Source organism: Roseimaritima multifibrata, assembly GCF_007741495.1.
GTDB lineage: Bacteria > Planctomycetota > Planctomycetia > Pirellulales > Pirellulaceae > Roseimaritima > Roseimaritima multifibrata.
This window is the reverse complement of sequence record NZ_CP036262.1, coordinates 2,749,319-2,773,101: the sequence shown is the minus strand read 5'-3', so window position 1 is coordinate 2,773,101 and position 23,783 is coordinate 2,749,319. Positions and strand designations below refer to the sequence as shown.

General features: G+C 55.8%; 15 protein-coding genes. 2 read left to right on the top strand and 13 right to left on the bottom strand.

All coding sequences use genetic code 11. The features are described from left to right. Window positions 1–97: 97 nt before the first annotated feature. The 12 genes from FF011L_RS10190 to FF011L_RS10135 all read right to left on the bottom strand — a co-directional run bounded on the left by FF011L_RS10190 (window position 98) and on the right by FF011L_RS10135 (window position 18,032). Window positions 98–1,639: a type IV pilus modification PilV family protein gene (locus tag FF011L_RS10190; RefSeq protein ID WP_145351579.1), complete on the bottom strand. Its 1,542-nt coding sequence runs from the start codon at window positions 1,637–1,639 to the stop codon at window positions 98–100. A gap of 8 nt (window positions 1,640–1,647) precedes the next feature. Beyond that, complete coding sequence (locus FF011L_RS10185; protein ID WP_145351578.1) at window positions 1,648–2,886, bottom strand: pilus assembly FimT family protein; 1,239 nt, start codon at window positions 2,884–2,886, stop codon at window positions 1,648–1,650. Beyond that, window positions 2,883–4,061, bottom strand: a complete 1,179-nt coding sequence (locus FF011L_RS10180) for a type II secretion system protein (RefSeq protein ID WP_145351577.1) — start codon at window positions 4,059–4,061, stop codon at window positions 2,883–2,885. Before FF011L_RS10180 ends, FF011L_RS10185 begins: the two co-directional genes overlap by 4 nt. Window positions 4,062–4,184: 123 nt before the next feature. Next, on the bottom strand, window positions 4,185–5,345 hold the full coding sequence (locus FF011L_RS10175) for a type II secretion system protein (RefSeq protein WP_145351576.1): 1,161 nt from the start codon (window positions 5,343–5,345) through the stop codon (window positions 4,185–4,187). 107 nt (window positions 5,346–5,452) lie between these two features. Further along, window positions 5,453–6,892, bottom strand: a complete 1,440-nt coding sequence (locus FF011L_RS10170) for a type II secretion system F family protein (RefSeq protein ID WP_145351575.1) — start codon at window positions 6,890–6,892, stop codon at window positions 5,453–5,455. A gap of 133 nt (window positions 6,893–7,025) precedes the next feature. Further along, a complete protein-coding gene (locus FF011L_RS10165; protein WP_145351574.1) occupies window positions 7,026–8,741 on the bottom strand; it encodes a GspE/PulE family protein in 1,716 nt (571 codons plus the stop codon). Window position 8,742: 1 nt separating this feature from the next. Next, entirely contained in the window at window positions 8,743–9,849 is a 1,107-nt protein-coding gene (locus tag FF011L_RS10160; RefSeq protein WP_145351573.1) for a type IV pilus twitching motility protein PilT, read from the bottom strand. Between the two features lie 390 nt (window positions 9,850–10,239). Beyond that, a complete protein-coding gene (locus FF011L_RS10155) occupies window positions 10,240–11,997 on the bottom strand; it encodes a GspE/PulE family protein (RefSeq protein ID WP_145351572.1) in 1,758 nt (585 codons plus the stop codon). A 143-nt stretch (window positions 11,998–12,140) separates the two neighbouring features. Beyond that, window positions 12,141–13,466, bottom strand: coding sequence for a PQQ-binding-like beta-propeller repeat protein (locus FF011L_RS10150; RefSeq protein ID WP_145351571.1), 1,326 nt, complete (start codon window positions 13,464–13,466; stop codon window positions 12,141–12,143). Between the two features lie 51 nt (window positions 13,467–13,517). Continuing rightward, the gene (locus FF011L_RS10145) at window positions 13,518–14,573 is read right to left on the bottom strand and encodes a DUF1559 family PulG-like putative transporter (protein WP_145351570.1); all 1,056 of its coding nucleotides are present in this window, start codon (window positions 14,571–14,573) and stop codon (window positions 13,518–13,520) included. 445 nt (window positions 14,574–15,018) lie between these two features. Continuing rightward, the gene (locus FF011L_RS10140; RefSeq protein WP_145351569.1) at window positions 15,019–15,627 is read right to left on the bottom strand and encodes a hypothetical protein; all 609 of its coding nucleotides are present in this window, start codon (window positions 15,625–15,627) and stop codon (window positions 15,019–15,021) included. A gap of 557 nt (window positions 15,628–16,184) precedes the next feature. Beyond that, window positions 16,185–18,032, bottom strand: coding sequence for a hypothetical protein (locus FF011L_RS10135; protein ID WP_145351568.1), 1,848 nt, complete (start codon window positions 18,030–18,032; stop codon window positions 16,185–16,187). Window positions 18,033–18,392: 360 nt separating this feature from the next. Here FF011L_RS10135 and FF011L_RS10130 point away from each other — a divergent pair, with 360 nt between their 5' ends. After that, window positions 18,393–20,495: a serine/threonine-protein kinase gene (locus tag FF011L_RS10130; protein ID WP_145351567.1), complete on the top strand. Its 2,103-nt coding sequence runs from the start codon at window positions 18,393–18,395 to the stop codon at window positions 20,493–20,495. 1,075 nt (window positions 20,496–21,570) lie between these two features. On the opposite strand, the gene FF011L_RS10125 is transcribed toward FF011L_RS10130, so the two are convergent. Then, complete coding sequence (locus tag FF011L_RS10125) at window positions 21,571–21,780, bottom strand: hypothetical protein (RefSeq protein WP_145351566.1); 210 nt, start codon at window positions 21,778–21,780, stop codon at window positions 21,571–21,573. 149 nt (window positions 21,781–21,929) lie between these two features. Between FF011L_RS10125 and FF011L_RS10120 the strand changes: the two genes are divergently transcribed. Next, a complete protein-coding gene (locus tag FF011L_RS10120; protein WP_145351565.1) occupies window positions 21,930–23,447 on the top strand; it encodes a sulfatase in 1,518 nt (505 codons plus the stop codon). The last annotated feature ends 336 nt before the right edge of the window (window positions 23,448–23,783 follow it).

Sequence of the window (23,783 nt, the reverse complement as noted above, 5' to 3'; positions counted from 1 at the left end):
CACGTTTCCCGGAGACTTCCGTGAAACGTGCAGAGAAAAGGGTGTTCTAAATATTTCTGAAATGTTTTAGTGCTTTAATGTTTTGTGGTTCAATCGCTTATGGATCGATCACGATGGTCGCTTCGCGGATACTGACCGCTCCATCGATGACCGTCATATAACTATCGTCCGCAACGGCTAGGGCTGCCGGTGTCACAGTGCCGTTATTAACGCTACCGAACTGCCAGCTCGGCCCCTCAAGAACGACGTCACGCCGCCAGACATCGGTTAAGGACGTGTAAGGCAGGATATTATCCCCGGTACCAAACGGTCCTTTTTCAACCTCGGTGACTCGCTGAACTCGGAACCAGCGATGGACAGCAGGCATGGTGCCAGACGGAGTACCTGATGAGTTATACGCCTGCTGCGACAGCATCACCCATTCGCCCGCTCGGATCGAATCGTCAATGGCGTTCGAACCGTAAACGGTTACTTGAGCGGTCGAGCCAAACGAAATGCCGTTGGTTACCCATAACACTCGTTCGCTGGTCGGATTGGTATCCGCGGTCCCACCGGCTCCGGCGATATCGGTTGTCCCTCCACGGGATTCAATCACAACGACCGTCACGTTGTAGGAAAGGGAACCATCGATCGGCGGCGAAATCGTCGCCAACCATGTGTAGCGTCCCCCGGTTCGCCGAGACCCGGCGGTCGTCCCGGCAGCATCCAAATTGTTCAGCACTTGGCTCGGCTGCAGTGATTTGTCCTCAGGACGATAGGCCATCATGCTGCTATCGACATGCGTCAGAACATCGGCGATCAAAGAGGGAGTAAACCCACCGGTCCCTGACGCCGTGATCCGGAACATACGCGGATGCGGCAACCCAAGGCTGGACGTATCGATCGACGCGGTCGGCGATGTCAACGGCGAATACCACTCGCTGTAATAGGGGAACCTTGAGATTTGGTACGCATTGCGAGTCGTCCCCAATGTGCTTGTGGAGGGATCATTCTTGCTGAGGAAATCAGGGTCCAAGCAAAACGATGCCATTCGGGTCGTGCGATAACCAGGCGTCGAACCGGACGACTGAAATTTGTACGCGAACCCGGGCGAATCAAGCCCTTTCAGGCGGGTGGCCGTACCGCTAATCGAAAGCGTTGGGCCTTCCAGCAGAGCCGAAACGCTCCGCATCCCAGGGCTAGTCAGCGACACCACATCGTTTACCGATCCGGTTCCCAAGACTTGCCCAGAGACCGAATAATCGTCCGCCAGTGGATCGTTATCCCAGTAAACCAAACCGGTCATACTTTTCAGATCGCGAGCAACCAATTCGTCCATGACGCCCGACGCGATACGATTCGCCGCGTCGATTCGCAAGGCTTCCCCCGCATCACGACCGGCTACCGGAATGATCGCGACGACGCCTACCAATCCAATCAGGATCACACCGATCGCAAATAAAACCTCGACGATCGTAACACCATGCCGCTGGCGGCCTGCCCCGCGTGCCACAGTCCCACGATAGCTGAAGGCCGTCGACATAACAAAGGTCGCACGGTCCTGCACACCTGGCTCGCAGCGACCAACGCCCTGCGGGTCGGAGAGCCGAGCGACAACTCCGGCGGTCATCGGCGCACTAGTGTTGATTGTTTTATTCATGGGTTTGCCTATTGGTTAACCGCCCTGTTTTCAGCAGCTTCCTTGCGAGACAACTGAAGAGCTGCTTGAATTTTGGTCTGGAGAGGAGCCGACGCTGCGGCGAATTCGACTCCTGTATTGCTGTCCAGGATGTTCCCGGCAGCCCCCATGCTGAAAGCAGAAATTGGCGACAAAGCAACTTCGCCGGTTTGACGATTGATCACAATCCAAGCCGATTCAAAATCGGTCAGGTTCGCTTGGTCTGCTTTATCGACATAAAACGGAGCTTCCGGAAAGACTCCGCCGATCTTGCCCAACATCAAGTAGATATTGGACGTCGGAATTTGGTTGGCTACCACCACAGCGGTCGCACCACTCGGAGCCCCCGAACGCACTTCGTTAACTCCACCTGTCGCGTTGAACATGATCGTCACGGGCTGGAAATCAAGCACTCCCCCTGCAAACGGAGTCGTCGACAGCGGGCTATAAGGAGTGGTCCCGTAACGGTTGCCTAAGCCTCTAGCGTCATCGATCGCAAGCGGCGAAAACTGATCGCCATTCAGGCCGATGCCGCTATAGACCAAATCGATTGCCGTCCCTTCAGGCAGTTCTAAAGGAGCGGTAAAGGAACGTCGCGGTTTGCGAATGATCGTAAAGGGAAGCGTTGTACCGACGGGAAATTGAGCGACTATTTCAGCCGCATGGGGTGCTAAAACAGAAATCGAAGACGAAAGCGCAATTGGACCAGCCGAGATCCCAGTGATCGGAAAGAACCGTGGAGTGGCACCGATCCCAACCATGTCTCCTGGCCCAATCACTGGGTTGACGTGACCGTTTAGAATCTGTTGCTGAGCTGCATACACCAGGTCATCCGTGACGGTCAGAGTTCCTCCCGCAGCGACCGCCGCAACGCCTGTTCCCTTGTATGGTGGTGGAACGTAAGCCTGCGAAACTCTAATCGAATAAGCACGTCCGATCGGTGATTCGGTACTGGCGCGTTCGATCACGACACCAAACGAACGTCCTTCACCAATCGCGCGAGCTCGTGCTCCATTGATGTAAGCCTGAATCAAGCTAGCCGTGCGGCTCGTTTTCTGTTCGCGAATGATGTCGCGAATGCTGGGAAGCGAAATGGCTGCCAGGAGTGAAAGGATCGCAATCACGATCAACAATTCAATCAAAGTCAAACCGCTGCGCCGCATCACCGAGGTGCGATTCGCCAACCGGTAGGATCGTCCGACGTTCGTCGGTATTAGATTCCGGATCATTGGGCCCTCACACTGTAGATGTTGTCAGCCGATTCATCGTAGCCGTTGCCGTTCGCATCGTAATACGCACCCAACCAGCCTTCTGTTTTTGTCGAAGCGAAGACATCGCTGTCACCGATATAGTCGACGCCATAGGATGGATCGGTCGCCCCGTGATAATTCCTTGGGTAAGGATCGGGGTAGTAATAGGGTGTCGCATAGGGAGTCGGTGCCGCAGGGGATGGCATGGTTGCAAAATTGATTGGGTCGCCGTGCCCAGGGCTGCGAAGCATCAAATCGAACTCGCCGTCGGGACCGGCAGAGACGACCAATGGTGGCATGTTAAAGGTATCATCGGTGCTGTCATCATCGCCCGTAGCCGACGTGTTGCGATCGAAATTGCGCCAATCGACGTACAGCATGTCGAACTGGTCTTCGCCAAGAATTTGCTTCTTAGCCTGAATGGCAGCGGTGCGATCTGCAGCCGTCGCTCCATTCCACTCGTTGCGTAGGGCATACGTCAGCCAGTATCCAGCCGGCCAGCGAATCCATGCGATCGGGACGCCCCATGGATCTAAAATTTCCGGCACCAAGTCTCCGTCGGTGTCACCGATCTGATCCTTACGGACAATTTCCAAACCCGATTTACCACCGACAGTCGTTGCGGCCAGTATCAAATACAGACACTCGCTCGCTTCGTTCTGCTCCGTCCAACCCAGGTGCCAAGTCGTTGGAGTTAGTGCGTTTCCTCGGAACCGAGCGATGATTCGACGGTACATTAGCTGTTGATGATCCGGCGCCGTAAAATCCTCACGTGTGGTAGCTGCACCGCGGCGTGTCTGCACGTACGACTGCACGCTCACCGGTCCGAACATCAGATCGTTCTTACGATCGGGCAACTCCATCCGCATCTGGTCGCGAACCAACAGCATTCGGGCGCGGGCCGAATATGGCAAAAAGTGCTGGTATGGCGGTGTGGGGTTTACCCGGATCCGCTGCGTCAAATAGGTCTCCAGCCGAGCCTGTAGCATGGCGTTGATCGCCGTCAGCTGAGTCTCGCATCGTGCTCGTCGAGCGTCCGAATTCACACTGGCAAGCGCGGCGGTCACCATTCCAACCAGAATGGTTAAGACCGCCATCGTGACCAGCAATTCGACGAGCGTAAACGCGCGGCGTCGTGAGCGGTGGATGAACATGAAAAGGGTATCCGATAAGGGATGCAATCGATAAGTCGCGGCAGCAATATAAAAACAGTGGTTAGCTTCCCGCGGATAATCTCCAGCCGCATGCGAGTGCACGCGGCCAGAAAATCAGTGGGACTACTCCTCTAGGTTGTCTTCCATACGGACTTGGGTATTAAAGTTCGTGATGTTGTCCAGGTGACCGTTTTCCGTCACCGAACCGTCGACACTGCGTTCCTGAAAACCATTCACGCTGGCCAACATGCTGGTACCACTTGTTGCACTGGTATCGCAGATCATCAGCTGCCCGGTTTCCGCGAGCCAGTAAGCCGGCGGAGTCAACGTCGAGGCGGTTGGCCCCACGATCGTTCCGTAGTTGTTATCCAAACCTGCCGAAATGATTTGGTAGGTATCGGGGTTTCTCCAGCCCAAAGCTTCAGCAACATTTGCAGCCGTATAGGTCGATGCTCCGGGTGGCGTCAAATTGGTTTTGTAAGGACGAATCTGCCCCGCACCCTCGGTGCCGCCGTAGACATAGCCGTTGTAATCCGCCGCATCGCTGATGTAACCGTAAGTACGACTATCGAAGTACAACAGAGGAACCGCGCCGGCTGAAGGAATGTAGGCAGGAATAGGATCGCCATCATCGGACAGGACACGGTTCGTTAGGCTTACCGCTGCCGTCGGAGTTGGCAGAGGCGTGATCGTCATTTGACTCACTTCCAGGTTCGCCGAAGGACTGCTGCGATCGGTGTTGTACTGATAACTGCCAGGGTCCACGGTCACACCGCTGCCAACGTACTGGAAGGGACCACCTGGTCCGGTGAACGGACGCGATTCATCGTCGCTCAACCCACCCAAGAACAGCACAATCGCTTCAGCGCGATCGATCGCGGTCGGATAAAACGTCGACCCCGATGGATTTTGACTGGCAGCCACATCCGGTTCATGGCACATGTTGTACAGCAACGTGCGATCAACCGCCGACAGACGAGGAAACGCCTTATTCAAATGCCGGTTCATGACGATCCAGCTGCTTCCGTCGGGAGGCAAATCACCATGTTGGGTCGCATAGTTAGCCAGCCCGCGATCGATCTCTTCAATCTCCATTTTGATCGAGGTCGCCTTCGCCGTCTTCAGAGCTCCGTTGATCGCTGGCAAGATCAATCCAGCCAAGATTCCGATGATCGTGATCACCACCAAGATTTCTACCAAGGTGAAACCGGAGCGAAGTCGCGTCTGCCCTGTCTGGGACGGACGAACCGGGAGCGGCCGGGATAAGTAGAGGAGGCGATTCATGGCAACGGTTCCTTCGTACGGAGCTACGGACGTGAGGGTTGGAGTCGACCAGGAGAAATCACACGAATTCGCGTGCGATTTCCCCTGGCTGTGCGGGCGTATAAGGCTTAACCAAGTCCACTAATCAATCCGACCAGCGGCATAAACAGGCTGATCACGATAAATCCGACGGCCAGCCCAAGGAACACGATCATGATCGGTTCCATCATGGCCAACAGACCATCGGTCAACGTGCGGACTTCTTCGTCATACGTGTCGGCAACTTTGTAAAGCATGGTATCCAGTTCGCCGGTCTCTTCACCGACGTCCACCATGTTGACGACCAAGTCGTCGACGACACGTTGTTTGTATTTCATCATGTAAAGCAATCCGGCGATCACGGTCCCCAGACCGATCATCCCGCCGCTGATCGCGTACAGCGTCTGCACCATCGTCGGGTCTTCGCCCAGCGAGGTGTAACGCGAAGTCAAAGCGATCGACAGCATCATCAATCCTGGGAACGCACCGGCAATGCCCCAAAACAGCAGGGCCATCGGATGGAATCCGGGAACGCTGTTTTCAGCCAGCGGTTTACTGATCACTTCCCCCTGCCGAATCGCATCACTGACCCGAGAGAAAAGCCGTTCGAACATCGCATTGCCCGACGTTTCACGCGTGATGTTCAAGGCTTCCAAAATGGGGACACCACTGCTGATCAATGTCCCCAGCGTTCGCGTTGTTCGAGCCAAAATGTTCTTTTCGACCAAGCCCCCGATCACCGGAATCTTGATCATGAATTGATCGAAGCCCATCCGCCCGTGCCGGAACTTACGGAGCAACTTGATCAGGATCATCATCCCCAGCGGAATCAACAGCAACAGGAACCAGAACTTGGCAAGGTATTCAGCAATCGCGATCAACAACACCGTCGGTGCGGGCAGATCAAGTTCGAACTCTTCGAACATTTCCTGAAAGGTAGGAACAATAAAGACCATGATGAAAACCAGGATCAAAATCGCCACGGTGACCACCACCGAAGGATAAATCATCGCCCCTTTTACTTTTCGCTTGAGCGATTCGGCTCGCTCCAAAAAGTCAGCCAGACGTTGAAGGATCGTTTCCAGAGCCCCCCCAGCCTCCCCTGCCTTGATCATATTGACATACAACCGCGAGAAGACCTTCGGCGATTTGCTCATCGCTTCACTCAGCGTCGATCCCCCTTCGATCTCTTCGCAGACATCCTGCAAAGCCGATTTCAGCTTGCCCGGTTTCTGGTTGTTTTCCAGGATCGTCAGACTTCGCAGAATCGGCAGACCTGCATCCTGCAGGATCGATAACTGGCGAGTGAACGCACAGACATGTTTTGTTTTTGCTTTGCCAAGCGAAAAGCCTTTCTTCTTTTTCCCTCCGGTCGATTTGGACGCCGCAACCTTTTTCAAAGAGATCTTGGTAACGAAGTAGCCCATCGACCGGATGGTTGTTTGCGCTTCCTCTTCGGATGGCGCATCGATTTCGTCACGGACCTCTTGTCCCGTTGCGTCCATCGCTTCGAATTGAAAAGTTGGCATCGCTTCAACCGCAGGAGGGAGAGATTAAAAATTCGGAACGTTTGTCGTATGCGGAGCGGCAAAAGCCGCCCGGCCGTGGCTTCTTTTGTCGTCCTGTTGCCGGACGGCTTGCGCCGCACCGCTAAGTTTTCAACTACGCTTCTTGGATCGTTTCTCGTACGACTTCTTCTAGGCTGGTGACCCCGGCTTCGGCCAAGCCCATCCCAAAGTTGCGAAGGGCGATCATGCCGTCGGAAATCGCTTGCTCGCGAATTTCGTCGGTGGAAGCGTTTGCCATGATCAATTCGCGGATCGTATCGTTCATCACCATCAGTTCGAACAAACCGACTCGGCCCTTATAGCCCGTGTTGTTGCAAGCATCACAGCCGCCGCCTCGGTAGTATTCTTTGCCTTCGACGTCTTCTTGTTTCAGCCCCAGTTCGAACAACATGTCGCGGCTAGGTTTGGCTGGTTCGCGGCATTTGGTGCAGACACGCCGAACCAAACGCTGAGCCAAAATGGCTTCGACCGTGGCACAGATCATGAAGGTCTGAATCCCCATGTCCTTTAAGCGAGTGACCGTCGCGGCCGCATCGTTTGTGTGCAATGTGCTGAACACCAAGTGACCGGTCAGCGATGCTTGGATGGCGATTTCGGCCGTTTCCAAGTCGCGGATCTCGCCGACCAAAATCGTGTCCGGGTCCTGTCGCAAAATCGCTCGCAAGCAACTGGCAAACGTGACTCCGCTCTTATGATCGATAGGAATCTGAACGATCCCGTCGATGTCGTATTCCACCGGGTCTTCGGTCGTGATCAATTTGTCTGCAGGGTCGTTCAATTCCGTCAACGCGGAATAGAGCGTGGTCGTTTTACCGCTACCGGTCGGCCCAGTCACCAACACAATTCCATTGGGACGATCGATCGCTTTGCGGAATCCCTGAAGCGTATGGTCGTCCATCCCGACGTTTTCCAGACTGAGGTCAACGACCGAGCGGTCCAAAATACGCATGACGACGCTTTCGCCGAAAATCGTCGGAAGCACGCTGACGCGAAGGTCCACAGGGTGTCCCCCCAGCGTCAATTCGATCCGGCCGTCCTGCGGCATCCGGCGTTCGGCAATGTCCAGGCTGGCCATCACCTTGATTCGAGTGGTGATCGCAAACGCCAAGTGACGCGGCGGCGGGACCATTTCGTACAGCACCCCTTCCGCTTTGATTCGAATCCGAAATTCGTCTTCGAACGGTTCAAAGTGGACGTCGCTTGCCTGGTCCTTAATCGCCAACAGCAGAACCATGTTCAGCAGTTTGCGAACCGGGGCCGAATCGGCCAGGGCCTCAGCATCGGTCAAACTGAACTTGTCACTGGTCAGGGCTTCGACGGCCGACTTCAGTTCGTCATCTTCGGCCAGTTCGGAAACCAGTTTTTCGACACTTTCGGTATCGCTGTCGTAAAACCGTCCAATCGCTTGCAGGATTTCGCGTTCGGTCGATACGACCATGCGAATTTCGTAACCAAGGAAGGTCCGAAGTTCGTCCTGAATCGTCAGATTCTGAGGGTCACAGGTCGCCAAAGTCAGCGTGTTGTTCTCAAATTTGACCGGAATCACGCGGTACAACTGAGCCATCGTTTCGGTGATCTTTTCCAACAGATCTTCCGGCAGCGTGATCTCACTCAGATCGATCGTCTGCATCCGCATCTGTTCGGCCAGACCCTGCACCAACTGTTCGTCGGTGACCAGGCCCATGTCCTCAGCGATCTTGCCGAGCAGAGTCCCTGGTTGCTGCTGCTGTTCCTGCAGCATCGCTTCCAGTTGCTCGTCGGTAATAAACCCAAGGTCGACCAGGATTTGTCCAATTTTACGCACGGCCATCTTAATCGTCTCCTAACACTTCGGGCTCGTCGATAACGCCGCGCCGTGCTTGCACGATCCGTTTGGCCAGGTCATCTGGCCTCTGGGCTTTGCTAAGCACTTCTTCGACGGTGCATTTCTCTTCGTTCCATAATTTAAATAACGCGTCATCCATCAACTGCATTCCCAGCTTGGCACCGGTTTGAATCGCACTGTTGATCCGGAATGTCTTGTTCTCGCGAATCAGGTTACCGATACCGGGCGTCACGACCAGCACTTCGTAAGCCGCCACACGTCCTCCGCCGATCCGCGGCAACAACGTCTGAGCCACCACGCCGATCAGCGAACTAGCCAACTGGGTTCGAATCTGGTCTTGCAGATTCCCGGGAAACGCGTCGATCACACGGTTGACCGTTCCCTGTGCACTATTGGTGTGCAAGGTGCCAAACACGATGTGTCCCGTTTCCGCAGCACTAATGGCCGCTTCAATCGTTTCCAAGTCACGCAATTCCCCGACCAGAATCACGTCGGGGTCCTGTCGCAAAGCTCGACGAATCGCTTCGGCGAAACTGGGGACGTCCACGCCGACTTCACGCTGGTTGACCGTGCTCTTTTTATGTTCGTGATAAAATTCGATCGGGTCTTCGATCGTGATGATGTGATGGTCGTGGGTTTCGTTGATCAAATTGACCAAACTGGCCAACGTCGTACTCTTACCGCTACCGGTCGGACCTGTCACCAAGAACAGCCCACGCGGACGCATCACCAACTTGACCACCGATTCGGGCAACCCAAGTTGCTCCGGAGTCAATTTGTCATTCGGAATCTGTCGCAGCACCATCGAAATCGAGCCGCGTTGCTTGAAGACCGAGACTCGAAATCGAGCCATATCCCCAAAGGCGAACCCGAAGTCAGCACTCCCCGTTTCCTGCAACTCTCGCTGGCAACGTTCAGGCGTGATGCTTTTCATCAAGCCGACCGTGTCCTCGTTTTCGAGAATCTTCGTTTCCAGCTTCCGCATCCGACCGTCCATGCGGAACACGGGCGGCTGGCCGACGACAATGTGAATATCGCTAACGCCCTGCTTCACAGCAGCCGCCAGCAGTTTGTCGATCAGCACCGTTGCCATAAACAAAATCCTTATTAGCGTCGTGCCAAACCCTGCCGAGCCCCTCCATCTTGGCTGGGACGACAAATCGGAGGGTAGGGAACAAAGGGATAAGCAAGTGGGAAAAGGGATGGCATGGACCGATCAGCCCAGCCGATGCAAGCATTATGCGTACTCATTAGCCAAAAACCAAATTTTCGGCCCATTTTGCCCCAACTGCATGCTCAGGCTTGCCGGAGCGGCCGGCTGCCGATGTCGAGACTAACGAAGGGAATTGCCGGGCAATCCCCTCCTCTGGCGGTCACGCAACACGTGTGCCGAGCGCCGGTCCGAATCGACCGACGCTAGCACCAACGCCGGACGCTTCAAGAAAGCGTCCCGAACGCTAGCGGAAGAAAAGGCGACTTAGAACTAATTCAGTTCTTCGATCAGATGCCTCATTGCCAAATGGTCCTGCTCGGTCCGTTTAGCCACTCGGTAAACCTCGTCAAAGGTGGTGATTCCACGTAAAACCTTGCGCATTCCGTCGGCGTAAAGAGTGGTCATTCCTTGCTCAATCGCCTTTTCGCGGATTTCCTGGGTAGGGGCCGCCTTGAACATCATTTCGCGGATCCCACTGGTCACCATCATCAGTTCGTAAATGCCCAAACGACCGCGGTATCCGCTGCGCTGGCAATAGCTGCAACCTTTCCCCTTAGCGAACTCGGCATGGGCGACCAGTTCCGGCGGGAGCCCCGCATCGTCGATAACGCTTTGGGGGGGCTTGTATGACTGTTTGCAGCGGGGGCAAATCGTCCGGACCAGACGCTGGGCAAGGACCGCAATGACGCTGCTTGCCACCAGGTAGCCAGGTACACCGATGTCCACCATTCGAGTGATGGCACTGGGCGCATCGTTCGTGTGCAGGGTACTGAATACCAAGTGTCCAGTCAGACTGGCCTGGATTCCCATCGATGCGGTCTCGGTATCACGCATCTCTCCGACCAGGATGATATTGGGAGCCTGCCGCAACATCGAGCGAATAATGAGGGCGAAGTCCAAGCCGATATTGTGCTTCACTTCGACCTGATTGATCCCCGGCAGGTAGTATTCGACCGGGTCCTCCGCGGTGATGATCTTGCGGTCGGGACGGTTGAGGGCGTTCAACGACGCATAGAGCGTGGTCGTTTTCCCCGACCCCGTGGGGCCTGTGACCAGGATGATGCCGTTAGGCCTTTTGATCAGCGAGTTGAAGTTTCGGAAGTCCCGCTCGGCCAACCCTAACTGCCGGGTTCCGACCTTAATGTTGTCCTTGTCCAACAGCCGCATCACGACCGACTGGCCGTGGTTGGTCGGAATAATACTGACTCGAAGGTCCAGTTCTTTATCCCCAACGGTGATTTTGATTCGACCATCCTGGGGGCGTCGCCGTTCCGAGATATCCATCTTGGCGAGAATTTTAATGCGGGAAACAAGGCTCCCCAACATTCGCCTGGGGGGGCTATCACGCTCCACACAGACGCCATCGATGCGATAGCGGATCCGAATCCGTTCCTCAAAGGGCTCCACATGGATGTCGGAAGCCCGCAACTGGACGGCTTCCTGGATCATCAAGTGGACCAAACGGACGACCGGTGGTGAATTTTCGTCCATGTCCCCATCGTCACCCCCCGTATCATCGGCATCGGAGGTTTCGGTGAAGTCGATCGCGGTATCGGTGAACTCTTGCAACATCGAGTCAGCCGATTCACCTTCGACCTGACCGTAATACTGGTTGATTGCTTCCTGGATCGACTGCACGGGGGCCATCGCCGTTTCGATCTTTTTATTCAGGATAAACCGCAGTTTTTCGGTCGTTTCCAAATCGAACGGGTCGGCTAGCAAAACCCGCAGGGTCCCATCTTCTTCATCGAAGGGCAAAACCATGTTTTCTCGAGCGACCGATTCGGGGATCAGTTCGATGATATGCTCGGGAATCTTCCTTTCTCGCAGGTCAACGTAAGGAACATGGTGAAATTTTGCGGTAGCCTGCGCCACTTCTTCCGGCGAGGCGTACTCCAGTTTGACCAGGGCTTCCCCAACGCTCAGTCGAGCATCCGCGGCAACTCGTTCCGATTCACTCAACTGGTCCAGGCTGATGACGCCCTCTTTGAGGAGAATGTCGGTAAAGTCCTTTGTTGTGCCGCTCATAGTTTGCTTTTCCTGAAAGACGAGCCCCTGCGATTTTCTGGCTCGACAGCGTCCATCCGCTGTCCAAGCTCGCGAGGAGAGTACTGCTCTAGAATACCATCGTATTGCCAAGGATGCGACGTTTCTTCGCACCTGCCAGACCGCTATTCAGTCGCTTCTGCACAAAACAAGGCGTTTCCGACTCGCATCACGATTTTGCCATCGGCGATGGCGACCCCGTACAGCGTTGGGCGGGCGAACATTGCGGCCGCGCGACGACGTTCCTCGGTCGGTTCTTCGGTGCTTAACGGGGCTTCGGCGGGGAGCGTTTCGTCGTTCCAGGTCTCATTTTCCGCCAACACCTTGAATTCCCGCCCGGCAGCCAGCACGGTCACCAGGCCCTCTTTGCCGAACAAATAGATCCGGTCCCCGATGCCGACGGGGGTTGCCCACGCCGACTGCGGCGAACGCTCGGTGTAAACCTTTTCACCACTGGCAACGTCAAAGCAGTAAACGACTCCGGCCCGGTTGATCCAATAAGCCAGACCTTGGTGGACGATGGGCGACGCCCAGCTTGGCGTTGCGCCCGTTGCGGCCCACTTTCGCTGCACCGTCCACTTCCCGCCTTGCAAAGAGACCTGCAGCATCCCATTGGAATCGGGCGAGAATTTGGACTTTTCGCCATTCCTGCCGGGCGACGCCCCGACCAGAAATCGCCCCTCACCAATATCGATCGGGGTGGTGGCCGTATTTCCACCAATGTCGTCAAAGGTCCACAGCAGGTCGCCGGTTTCGGCATCAAAACCATCGACGGTCCCGTCAGAGCTGACCACCACCTGCGTGCTTTCTCCGATTTTAAGCACCGCGGGCGAGCTCCAGCTTTTGCGCGGCTTACGCGGCGTTTGCCAGACCGTTTTGCCGGTCACCTTATCGATCGCCAGCAAAACGCCATCGACTTCCGGTTCCAGCAAAACAAACAACTTAGATTCCGTCTGACAGGGAGACGCCCCCAACCCAAATTCCGCAGTCAGCGGACCGTTGTCTTTGCTGAAGGCTCGCTGCCAAAGCAGGTCGCCCGCATGATCGTAGGCCACACAGTCCCCACTTTCGAACAGGACCATCACCCGGCCTTGATCGACCGCCGGCGTCGGGGCGGCTCGACTGACGTAGTAGCTATTGGGAACCGGAGTCGAATTTTCGACACTGCGCCGCCACAATTCCTCTCCGCTGTTCAAATCGAAGCAGAGCGTATGAAAGGTTTCTTTGTTGGGCCCTTCGACACTGGTTACGAACACTTTTCCGTCATAGATGACGGGACTCGATTGCCCGTGGCCGGGAACATTTGCCTGCCAAGCGATCTGCTCGGTTGGTGACCAGTGCAGCGGCACCGACTCCGCAGGGATGGGCGTCGCACCGGCCCCCAAGAAGGCAGGCCACTGATCGGGCTGGCCAGTCGCCAGCACCAGGAGAGAGACAAGTAGGTAATTCATATTCGATCGAATCCAGAAGTGGTCTATTTAGATATTTAGATATTCAAATATTTAGAAGGGAGGGAGGACTTGGTTATCAGCAATCGATCCGACTCGCTGCCAGGTGACGCGGTCGACGGTTTCACCGACCAAGCGAACCGATCCATCAGCCATCAGGACCATCACTCCGCCAGGATGCCGGCTACGACTATTATTGATGGCAGCATAGCGTGAGTAACAATCGTTTTCGTCGGGGTTGGGCGACCGAAAATGGTGATAGCCCGTATCGTTGACCGATCCGTCGGCCCATTTCTCGCCACGCTTAAACACAACGGGCTGCGAATCGTCCAGGCACCAACTGTCATCGATCGTCGGTGCCGAAGCACTCCAAACAGCCGCCAGTTCACCGTCGCTGCTCAAGTTCGCGACTCCGCGCGTGCTATCGGCCGCACCGCTTGAAATCAGCGTTTCACTAAACGCTGCGGAGTGCGACGTTCCATCCAGGATATCGCGAAATCGCTTTTGCGAATCGATATAAAACAGGCCATCGCCCGAATCGCTCAGCCCGCCGTTTGCACCGGACCCGTTGTTGGCGACATAATTGGTCGCCCCCCATTCGCTGCTGATCCTTTGATGGACGTCGCTGGGACAGAGGAAAGCCTCGACCGACGTCCCGACTTCACTTGCCAAATCGGGATGGGTAACCACTCCCGGAGGCGGCCCCATCGAAAACAGATAAAGCGGTTGCTTCAAATCGATGGCTTGATAGATCGCGGATTGCTCAAGGTACGGCGTCAACATCGCCAGCGGTCCCCAGCGATAGAAAGACTGCTGCGCCGCGGGGACCGGAGCCTTCAGGTTGTCTCGTTGGGAAGGGAAACGCAGCAACGTATCGTGGTGCATGTGAACGGCCAGCCCCAACTGCTTCATGTTGTTGCCGCAGCTCATCCGCCGCGCCGCTTCACGCGCGGCCTGGACCGCCGGCAGCAGCAGGCCGACAAGCACGCCAATGATCGCGATAACGACCAGCAGTTCAACAAGCGTAAACGCTCTTCGCCGAACAGGAAACGATCGGAGACCGACCGCAGGAAACGACTCCGCAGAAACGCAATATTTTTGGTTAGACATGCTTTTGGTAACGGTAATGGTAGTGGCTATGGAGTGGATATTCGGAAGGGATCGCAAGGGGCGGCTGTGGTTACCCTGCTAAATCGCAGGAGCCAGCTGAACTGCAGGATGCCGCGAAACCGCAACACGCAATGAACAAACGCCGAACAAACGCCGAACAAACGGCAGGGGGCAGCCAATGGCGGTAACGACAATGTCGACGGACCATTCGCAAGAGCGCAGCGGTCACCCCAAGCCACACAAAAGCCCTTGCGAACTTTCAGGCGCATTTCCTTGGGTTTAAAAGTCGCTCCCACGCTGGAGGCGAAGTCAACGCTGGTGTGAGGAGCGAACCTCCGGAGACCAACGCAGGAGCGGTGTGACACGCACACTTCGCGCATAACGGGGAACCATCCCCGCACGAAACATGCTTACGCAACGACTCAAATACGACTGCGGGGGATGCCTACCAGGGAACCGGTGGGTCAGGAGAGTAGCTCATCGATTCGGCTTGCAGATCAAAGACCTGCAAGCGGAACAAAAGCATCGGCAACACGCAAAGAAGTGTGGCCGGCGAGGAGGGAACGACAATGTTGGAAAAGAGCGTCCAAATCATGTCGATACCGCGACATTTGGCGGCATCCTCTAAACGTACCAGTCGAGCTCGACTGGAATCGGAAGGCGTGCCATCGGCCTGAGCGTCCGCATTGGCAGGCTGGCTGCAGGTGGCAGTTTTTCCACCGCAGCACGAGCCGCATTTCGGCGCTTCCACCAGGCCGCTGGCCGAAAAGGCTTGCGCGACGCGAATCACAAGAAATTCAGGGGGGACAACGTCATTTTCGGCCGCCCACTGCAGTTTCTCTTGATCGCTATGACAACAACATTTGTCCCAGCAATAGAGCGCCGAAGAACAACCGCACGCACAATGTTCGCAAGGAAAACGCCCTTCTTTCTCAGCGACCGGTCCATAAAAAGGCACACCGATCCAGCCACACGACAACACAACCAGCAGCAAGCTGCAAGTCAAGCGTCGCAGGAGTCGCGATCCAGGGGTGCGGACAGGAAAGAAGAACATAACAAGCCAAAGGCTTTACAAACACGGAACCACAAAGGGCCCACTCCTCACTCCAGTAGACTAATCCACCACGTACAAACCGTAAAGCGACAACCGTCCCCTGTGACAATCCGTCGTTGAACCAGCCAGACGGAGTGCCGCCTTTCGCTCGGGACGCGAAACCTATAGATGACGATTTCCCCCCCTGCCCATCGGAGCCGAAGTGCAGTGCTTTTGGCCCAGCGGGCGGCAGACACTTGCCATTGACGTAAGCCAACGGAAACCCAGCGGGCGCGTAAGAAAGCCCAGCGGGCGACAGACAAGGATGGTTCTGTCGCCCGCTGGGCTTTTCTTTTCGCGATCCCCACTCCGGCGGCTGACGCCGCCGGCAAGTATCTGCCGCCCTCCGGGCTACGTGTTCACTCGGCCCCGGGCAGACTTGTCAGCCGCTGCAAACCCGTCAGTTATTGACTTCACATCCCCCGCGAAAGAACGCGTGCAAACGCTGCTCTCGCTCGGAAACGATCCCCCAGAACCTTCGCCAGCGGCAACTCAACCCCCATCGGCGAAGACTCGCCCTAGTTTGCTGGGGCGAGCTTATTGTTTCCGGTACTGGCCGTTCGCAGGCTGATTCGCAGATCACGATAACGCTGAATCAACTTGGACATATGGATGATCAGATAGAAATTTCCCACCAAGGACAGCAACAACAACAGATTGAAAACCTGCTGAGGCAACCCGCGACGCTCCTCTTTGAAACTAGCGGCTCCAGCCGTCTTAACGTCCCCATCCTCTTCGCCAGCAAACAGGCCGGGAACGCTTCCTGTAGGCCGCTTCAAAAGCGCCCCGGTACCGTCTCCGGTTCCCGATGTAAGATTCGCCCCGTTTGCCAGATAGGCTCCCGGAGGCTGTTGCCCGTAGTTGTTAGGGTATCCGTTTGAAGTGCGGCCGGGTGCGGAATTCCCTATACCCGAATCTCCTGCTGCGGTCGTCCCGTTATACGGATACTGAGGAGCCCCATTGGTCTGTCCGCCATAAGGATTGCCAGCGTAATTTTGGTTGCCGACATACCCTGGATTGCTCTGATTCGTCAGATTGCCCTGACCGGCAGCGACCGGATAGTTGGAAGATCCCGCCGCGCCGTTTTGTGTGCCTTGAGTGTTTTGCGTGTTTTGAGCAGCTGGGTAACCGGAATTAGCTGTCGGGTTCTGATTCGCCGATCCGTACGGGGAATTTCGATTTAGATTACTTAGCAAACGGTCCGTTTCGCTCGGCTGCCCTGCCGAAGTGTTGCCAGCCCCCGTGCCAGAACGTGCGACGTTCTGCTGTCCGTACGTGTTCTGCTGCCCGTAGGTCGCTGGAGGAGTCCCAAAACCGCCATTCGTCGCGGCTCCGTATGGGTTGGCAGCCGTCGGAACCTGGCTGCTCGCACTCGAAGACGTATCGTAAGGGCTACTACTTCGTGAATGATTACTCGGGGCGTCGTAGGGACTGGTCGCAGCGCGGGGATCAGTGACGCCAGCAGGCTGAGCCCCAAATCCGCCAGCAGGCGGACTGCTCGGCCCCATCGTATAACGGCTTGCAGGAGCCGAAGTCGTCGAGGCCGCGGTCGCTGCATTCGGTTCACGATTCCAGTTCCCACTGTCGCGAGCCGTCGCTGAAGGGAATCCTGAATTCGTGTTTCCACCTGCCCCGCCGGCGGCTGTGGTCGCAGGAAACGCAGTCCGCGGCGAAGTGCTTGGCGAGGTAGAGGGGGAAGTGCTGGGAGAGGTCGAAGGCGAAGTCGCCGGAGGCGTCGCAAACGTATTGCCAGCGGTCCCACCATTGATTCGGCTTAACGCAGCATCGGCCGCGGAATTGGCAGTACTACTCGCCGCATTGGCCGCGTTTTGAGTTGCTTGGCGAGCGTATTCCTCGGCTAGCTGTTTCGCCTCCTCTGCCGGAGTGCGCGCGGTCGAGGGCGCGGGCGGACCGACGGGCATTGACATCCCACCACCCGCCTGCGGCCGAGCGACCGTAACGGGAGCAGAATCGGTTTGCTTGGCTGCCCCAGGTAGCGGAGGCGTCGCAAGAGGCTGCCCGTCAGCACGCATCTGTGGGCTTGGAATGTAAGTAAGATCCGCTCCATCGGCGGGGCCAACCGCTTGAGCCTGAGCAACGGTCCCGGCAGAACCTGGGTCGCGAGGCAAATTGTCGTTGCCAACTCGAATCACGAACCGAGAGACTCGGCCACGAACCTCAGGGACGACCACACTAGAAATTTCGCCAGCACGCTTCGCGTACTCGAACTCTTCAGGGGTCACCTGGACGATGTATTCGACGCCGCCCTGGCCATCTGGCTGATAACCATAATCCACGGTAACCGCAGCCAAAGCCAATAGAATCGGGACTCCGCCCATCGAACCATTCCTTTTCTCTGCGGCCATTTAGCTCGGCGGCCGCGACTCCAAAATTAAATTGTTGCAGTTGCGCAAGCTGCAACGGACTGGATGCCGGGCATCCTACCCCAAACCACCCGCAAACGTAAAGAGCGACCGTCAAACCTGCTAAACTGAGTGTCAAACAGAGTCGCTATCCTACCCATCTTTCGCAGTCATGTTCGCCAGAGCGTAGCCCACCGTCTGGCGGCGGCAGGCACGAAACATCGACCACCCTCTGGCGGTGATCGCTGCGGTATGATGCGAACAACTGCAACGCCTCCAGTTTTGTGACAGACCGCATGCGGGAACTTTCCGAACCGTCGACTTCTCAGTCCCTTCTCTCTGCGGCGTGCCGTGGACACGGGAATGCCTGGAACCGCTTGGTTCATCTTTACGGCCCCCTCGTTTACCGTCGATCGTGGTTTGGCTCCCCTAATCGTGTCGAAAACCAATCAAGAAGCGATCAACCTACAAACCTACCGTCCCGACGCCCCGCAGGAGCTATGCGATCTAGTAGCAAACCTGCTCAAGCGAGATCCACTGCAGCATCCCAGCGAAGCCCGCGAGGTTGCGTCACGCCTGGAAGCGATGCTACCCAACATCGATGCGACGGCCCGCGTCAAACGTTTACGATCCCTAGCAAAGCGAACGGCACAGAGCTCCAACGCCTCTGCAACCAATTCGGCGAATTCCGTTCCCTGGTCGCCAACACTGGCAACAAACGTTTCGCAAACGTCTTCCGATGGCGGCAGACGAAACAAATGGCTCGCGGGCTTCCTTGCCGGAGGCGCTGCCGCGTTACTAGCGGGTTTGTTGCTGTATGTAAAAACCGACCGCGGAACGTTGGTGATCGAATCGGACCTAGAGGATGTTCAGGTTTCGTTCTCTCAGGAGGGCAAACCGGCTGAAAATTTTGAAGTCCATTCGGGAGAGAATCGGACGGTGTTAAAAACCGGCAGCTATCAGGTGCAAGTCGATGCATCTGGTGAATCGGTTCAGTTCAGCCCTCAACAAGTCGTGATTCAACGCGGCGAAGAAACGATCCTGAAGGTGCGACGCATTGACGGCGTCGCACCAAACAGGGACAGTCTCGCCGGAAAAGATCGATCTACCCCATCAAAAGATCAAACAGAAACATTCCGAGGCCAGCCACTTTCTTACTGGATCGAAACACTAAAAACCGAACGCGATGTTGACAGCCTGGGCGAGGCGATGGACGCGGTCACCGTATTGGCAAATACAAAGGATGTCGAACTGGCCAAAGCGATGCTGATCGCAGCTCGCGACTATGGCGGGTGGTCTTCCAGTTCGCCTGACAACGCGAAGAAAATTTCGGGCCGGTCCATGTACTTCATGCACTATTTCAATTTGTACTTCCAGCGGATGATGCCCGAACCAGGCCTGATCGCCATTGCGGACGAACTGAAACAGGACAATCCCCGCAGCCGAGCCGCTTGCTTGTGGGCCTGCATTTCGATGGATGAAGAAAAATGGCAGGCATGGGCAAATGCGTCGGCAAGTAGCCAGACAGCCATCCAACTGCAAGAACAGGTGCAACGACTGCTAACGCAATCAAACGACAACGAATCGGTATTGGGCTTGCAATATGAAGGGTACAACAGAAATGCGTTGCTTTCGATTGGCTATCGACTTGCCCTTTCCTGGAATCCAGCAATCCCTCAAATCCCGGCTCTCAAAACGGAATTACAACGGCGGATCTCCGAGGTCGCCCCACCGAAAGAGTTCGCGGAGCGCATGACCGAATTTTTCAAGGTTGCGACAAGCAACAAACCTGACGGCATCGGCGGAAATTCAGGTGATCGAATGGAACGTGTAGGTATGGGGGGTGGCGTCTACACACTTAACAATCGAGGGCCAGTTCTCACCATTGAGGATGTCCTACTAGCAAGAAGATACAACTTAGAAATCCCTCTCCCCCTACAGGTTCAAACCCTAGCAACCGCGAACGTATTGCAGTGGGACGCGGCGCAAGCAGAGCTAACAAGCCTATTCACGGAATCCCCCGAGGATGTCTCCAACGAGATTTGGTTGGCCCTCGGATTGTCGAGCTCCAGCGATTACAGCAATGGTGGAATGGGAGGCATTCCCCACGCCAGTCTCCTTCTTCAAGAAAGCATCCCCACGGCGACTTCAGAATCGGAAACGAATTTGCAAAGTTCACTTTTGGTAGAAGCCGCCCGCCAAACAACGCATCCCGATTTGGTCGGGGCCGCCTTAGCCGCAGCCGCCAGCACTTGGTGGACTCGCACCTATACGAAAGGCGAAGCGGAGATGGAAAAAGTGGTAGGCGAACTAGCCGAGGCGTGGAAGATCGCCAAGAAGCTGTCCACAAAGCCAGGCAAATCCGACGACTCGGAACCATCCGATTCATTTTCATTTACGTGGGAAAACAACAACCCGTTTGAATCACTCCCCCCAAAACCGATCGTCACCGGCGGGATGTTCTAATAAGAGTGCATCCAACGAATCGGGAGTCGCGAAGCGACGGCATGAGATAGCCTGGGACGCAAGTCCCAGGAACACGCACCACGCGCCCGCAAAAGTCGCGAAGCGACGGCATGCGATAGCCTGGGACGCAAGTCCCAGAACACGCACCACGCGCCCGCAAAAGTCGCGAAGCGACGGCATGTGATAGCCTGGGACGCAAGTCCCAGGAACACGCACCACGCGCCCGCAAAAGTCGCGAAGCGACGGCATGACAATCGACGGACGCAACTCCAACTCCAACTCCAACCGAACCCCAACCGAACCCCAACCGAACCCCAACCGAACCCCAACCGAACCCCAACCGAACCCCAACCGAACCCCAACCGAACCCCAACCGAACCCCAACCGAACCCCAACCGAACCCCAACCGAACCCCAACCGAACCCCAACCGAACCCCAACCGAACCCCAACCGAACCCCAACCGAATATCGAATATCGAATATCGAATATCGAATATCGAATATCGAATATCGAATATCGAATATCGAATATCGAAAACGGCCCCCCCGCCGCAAACGTTTACACCGGGCTCAACTCATGTCGTCGCTTCGCGACTAACGGAAACCGTTTTCACTGACTGACCTGGGACTTGCGTCCCAGGCTATCGCATGCCATCGCTTCGCGATTGAAACCGACAAGACTCGACGCGAATGCCCACCCCAAGACAAGCCATCTAATAAAAGCAATCGCAACGGAACAGGTCACCCACACACATTTACTCCGGATTCAACTCTTCCCTATCAACCACTTCCCTTCCACTAACGGTCAACAATTTCTCAAACACCTCCCAAGAGACCGCCCCAGAAATCGGCCGAACCGATCCGTCGATGAAGCTGACGATTCCTGCCTGCTCCTTTCCCGGAAGCCATTCTTTGTAGGATTTGGCATCGATTTCCCAGTCAGCTGGTCCCGTCGATCACGTCTCGAAAACGTAAAGGTCCCCCCGGACGACCAAAGGAGGAAATCCCCAAACTGCCTCGGTGATGCAAACGCAATCCCGTGCGGCATGCCTGCACTAGGATCTTTTAATGCATCCTACAATCCATCCGACAATGCACGCCCCTTTTTCAGAGCCGCCTTAATTCGCAATTCGGCTCCATACAACAGAACGTTCCCATCTACAGCAAATTGCATCTGAGTAAGCGGAGCAGGAAAGTTCTTGAGAAACCCTTGCAACGATTCCGGATCGTCACACGGAAAGGCAAGCAGAATCCCGCCAGACATCATTTCTGCCAAACTGCCCATAAAATAGACTCGCTGACTGCTGCATACCGGTCACCTATAAAATCGACGTCCCGAGCGAAAGGCGGCACACAAAACCGACGAACGAGTTTTGATCTAGATAGAATGGACTTCTCAAAAAATCCTACCAACCTTCCGCCGAGTCGACCGTAATGCCATACCAAACCACGATTGCCAAGGTTTCGCCCCCGCGAATTCATGCGTCCACCCTGTTCCTGTTAGCGGTCGTGCTTATTCCGCTGGCAAGCGTTCAAGCCGAATCCCGGCCGAACGTGCTGTTCCTGATTTCGGACGACCTGAATACGTCGCTCGGCTGCTATGGGGACCCGCTGGTCAAAACGCCGAACATTGACCGCTTGGCGGCTCGCGGAGTTCGCTTCGAACAATCCTACTGTCAGTACCCTCTCTGCGGGCCAAGCCGAAATTCGATGCTGACCGGACTGTATCCCAACAGCACCGGGATCCATGCCAACCAACAGCTCTTTCGCCAAACGATCCCCTCCCACCACAGCCTCTCTCAGGCCTTTCGCCTGGAAGGTTACTTTGCCGCCCGCGTCGGAAAACTGTACCACTACAACGTCCCCAAAAGCGTGGGAACCAATGGGCATGACGATCCCGGTTCGTGGGAACTGGAACTGAACCCTGCGGGCTGCGATCGCCTGATTGAAGAACCTGATATTTTTTCGCTTCGTAAAAATTCATTCGGTGGAACGCTTTCATGGTACGCATCCCCGCGTCCCGATGCGGAGCACACCGACGGCATGCTGGCCGACGATGCAAAGTGGGTCCTGGAACGTTGTGCGAAACGCAAGGACCGTCCGTTCTTCTTGGCCGTTGGCTTCTATCGGCCTCATACTCCTTACGTCGCTCCCAAACCCTACTTCGACGGATACGATCTGGCTCAAATGCCGATCACTCAAAACGTCGATACGGACGTTAAAGACCTCCCCCAAGCCGCCCTTGGTAGCCATAAAAAAGATCATGAACTACTAACCGACTCACTCCGCCGCGAAGCGATTCAGGCTTACTACGCCAGCACATCCTTTATGGATGCTCAAGTTGGCAAAGTACTGGACTCGCTGGAAGAACTGGGACTGGCCGACAACACGATCGTCGTCTTTACCAGCGACCATGGATACCATCTGGGCGAACACGGACTCTGGCAGAAGATGAGCCTGTTCGAACAGAGTGCACGCGTCCCGATGATCATCGCGGCTCCGGGAATCGAAGGAGGCAAAGTCTCGAAAAGCCCTGTAGGCCTGGTCGACCTTTACCCCACATTGACCGAATTGTGTGACGTAAAGGCTCCAGACAATTTGCAGGGACAGTCGTTGGTGGGACTAATGGAAAACCCGCTGGGCGAAGGAAGAGGCTGGGCACTCAGCCAAGTCCAACGCAATCAGAACAAAAGGCGTTTCTTCGGCTACAGCTTGCGAACGCCCGACTGGCGGTACACCCGATGGGACGACGGCAAAGATGGAGCCGAACTATATGACCATCGAAACGACCCACTGGAAATCACCAATCTGGCGCACCTGCCAGCCCATAGCGACCAGCGTCAGATCCTGGACGCCTTGATGGATAAAGCGATTGCGACTACTTTTCCAGCCAACGGAGAAACGCCGAAAATCCAGGATCGCATCTGGGCTCCGAATTTAACCAACCCGTAAGGGGCAAGAGACGGTTGATCGCCTCGGCAACAAGGTAGTTCACACGGATTGCCTCGCAGCCGAGTCTCTCCGAGACGAGGAACCTAGAATCTTTCAGTGTCGCCGTTCGCTCGGGATGCGAAGGTTATAAGTGAGCGATTTGTGAGCCTGCTTGAGGGCGTGCGATAGATAAGTCTTGAGTGCCCGCAAACCTTAGTGCAGCAGCGGGCATCTGCGAGGACGTCCGATCAGCACGTCCCCTCGTCGGCTCGCCCGACAGGAACGCAAGATTTGAAATTAGAGAGGGTGCCCCCCAGGTTATCGTCTCCGGTTCGGATTGCCGCTTTCAGCGGCAAT

Excerpts from the sequence above, each read along its gene's own strand:
- FF011L_RS10185 (WP_145351578.1), bottom strand. The coding sequence starts at position 2,886 with ATGATCCGGAATCTAATACCGACGAACGTCGGACGATCCTACCGGTTG.
- FF011L_RS10160 (WP_145351573.1), bottom strand. The coding sequence starts at position 9,849 with ATGGCAACGGTGCTGATCGACAAACTGCTGGCGGCTGCTGTGAAGCAG.
- FF011L_RS10145 (WP_145351570.1), bottom strand. The coding sequence starts at position 14,573 with ATGTCTAACCAAAAATATTGCGTTTCTGCGGAGTCGTTTCCTGCGGTC.
- FF011L_RS10125 (WP_145351566.1), bottom strand. The coding sequence starts at position 21,780 with ATGGGCAGTTTGGCAGAAATGATGTCTGGCGGGATTCTGCTTGCCTTT.
- FF011L_RS10155 (WP_145351572.1), bottom strand. The coding sequence starts at position 11,997 with ATGAGCGGCACAACAAAGGACTTTACCGACATTCTCCTCAAAGAGGGC.
- FF011L_RS10175 (WP_145351576.1), bottom strand. The coding sequence starts at position 5,345 with ATGAATCGCCTCCTCTACTTATCCCGGCCGCTCCCGGTTCGTCCGTCC.
- FF011L_RS10190 (WP_145351579.1), bottom strand. The coding sequence starts at position 1,639 with ATGAATAAAACAATCAACACTAGTGCGCCGATGACCGCCGGAGTTGTC.
- FF011L_RS10135 (WP_145351568.1), bottom strand. The coding sequence starts at position 18,032 with ATGGCCGCAGAGAAAAGGAATGGTTCGATGGGCGGAGTCCCGATTCTA.
- FF011L_RS10140 (WP_145351569.1), bottom strand. The coding sequence starts at position 15,627 with ATGTTCTTCTTTCCTGTCCGCACCCCTGGATCGCGACTCCTGCGACGC.
- FF011L_RS10130 (WP_145351567.1), top strand. The coding sequence starts at position 18,393 with ATGCCTGGAACCGCTTGGTTCATCTTTACGGCCCCCTCGTTTACCGTC.
- FF011L_RS10180 (WP_145351577.1), bottom strand. The coding sequence starts at position 4,061 with ATGTTCATCCACCGCTCACGACGCCGCGCGTTTACGCTCGTCGAATTG.
- FF011L_RS10150 (WP_145351571.1), bottom strand. The coding sequence starts at position 13,466 with ATGAATTACCTACTTGTCTCTCTCCTGGTGCTGGCGACTGGCCAGCCC.
- FF011L_RS10170 (WP_145351575.1), bottom strand. The coding sequence starts at position 6,892 with ATGCCAACTTTTCAATTCGAAGCGATGGACGCAACGGGACAAGAGGTC.
- FF011L_RS10120 (WP_145351565.1), top strand. The coding sequence starts at position 21,930 with ATGCCATACCAAACCACGATTGCCAAGGTTTCGCCCCCGCGAATTCAT.
- FF011L_RS10165 (WP_145351574.1), bottom strand. The coding sequence starts at position 8,741 with ATGGCCGTGCGTAAAATTGGACAAATCCTGGTCGACCTTGGGTTTATT.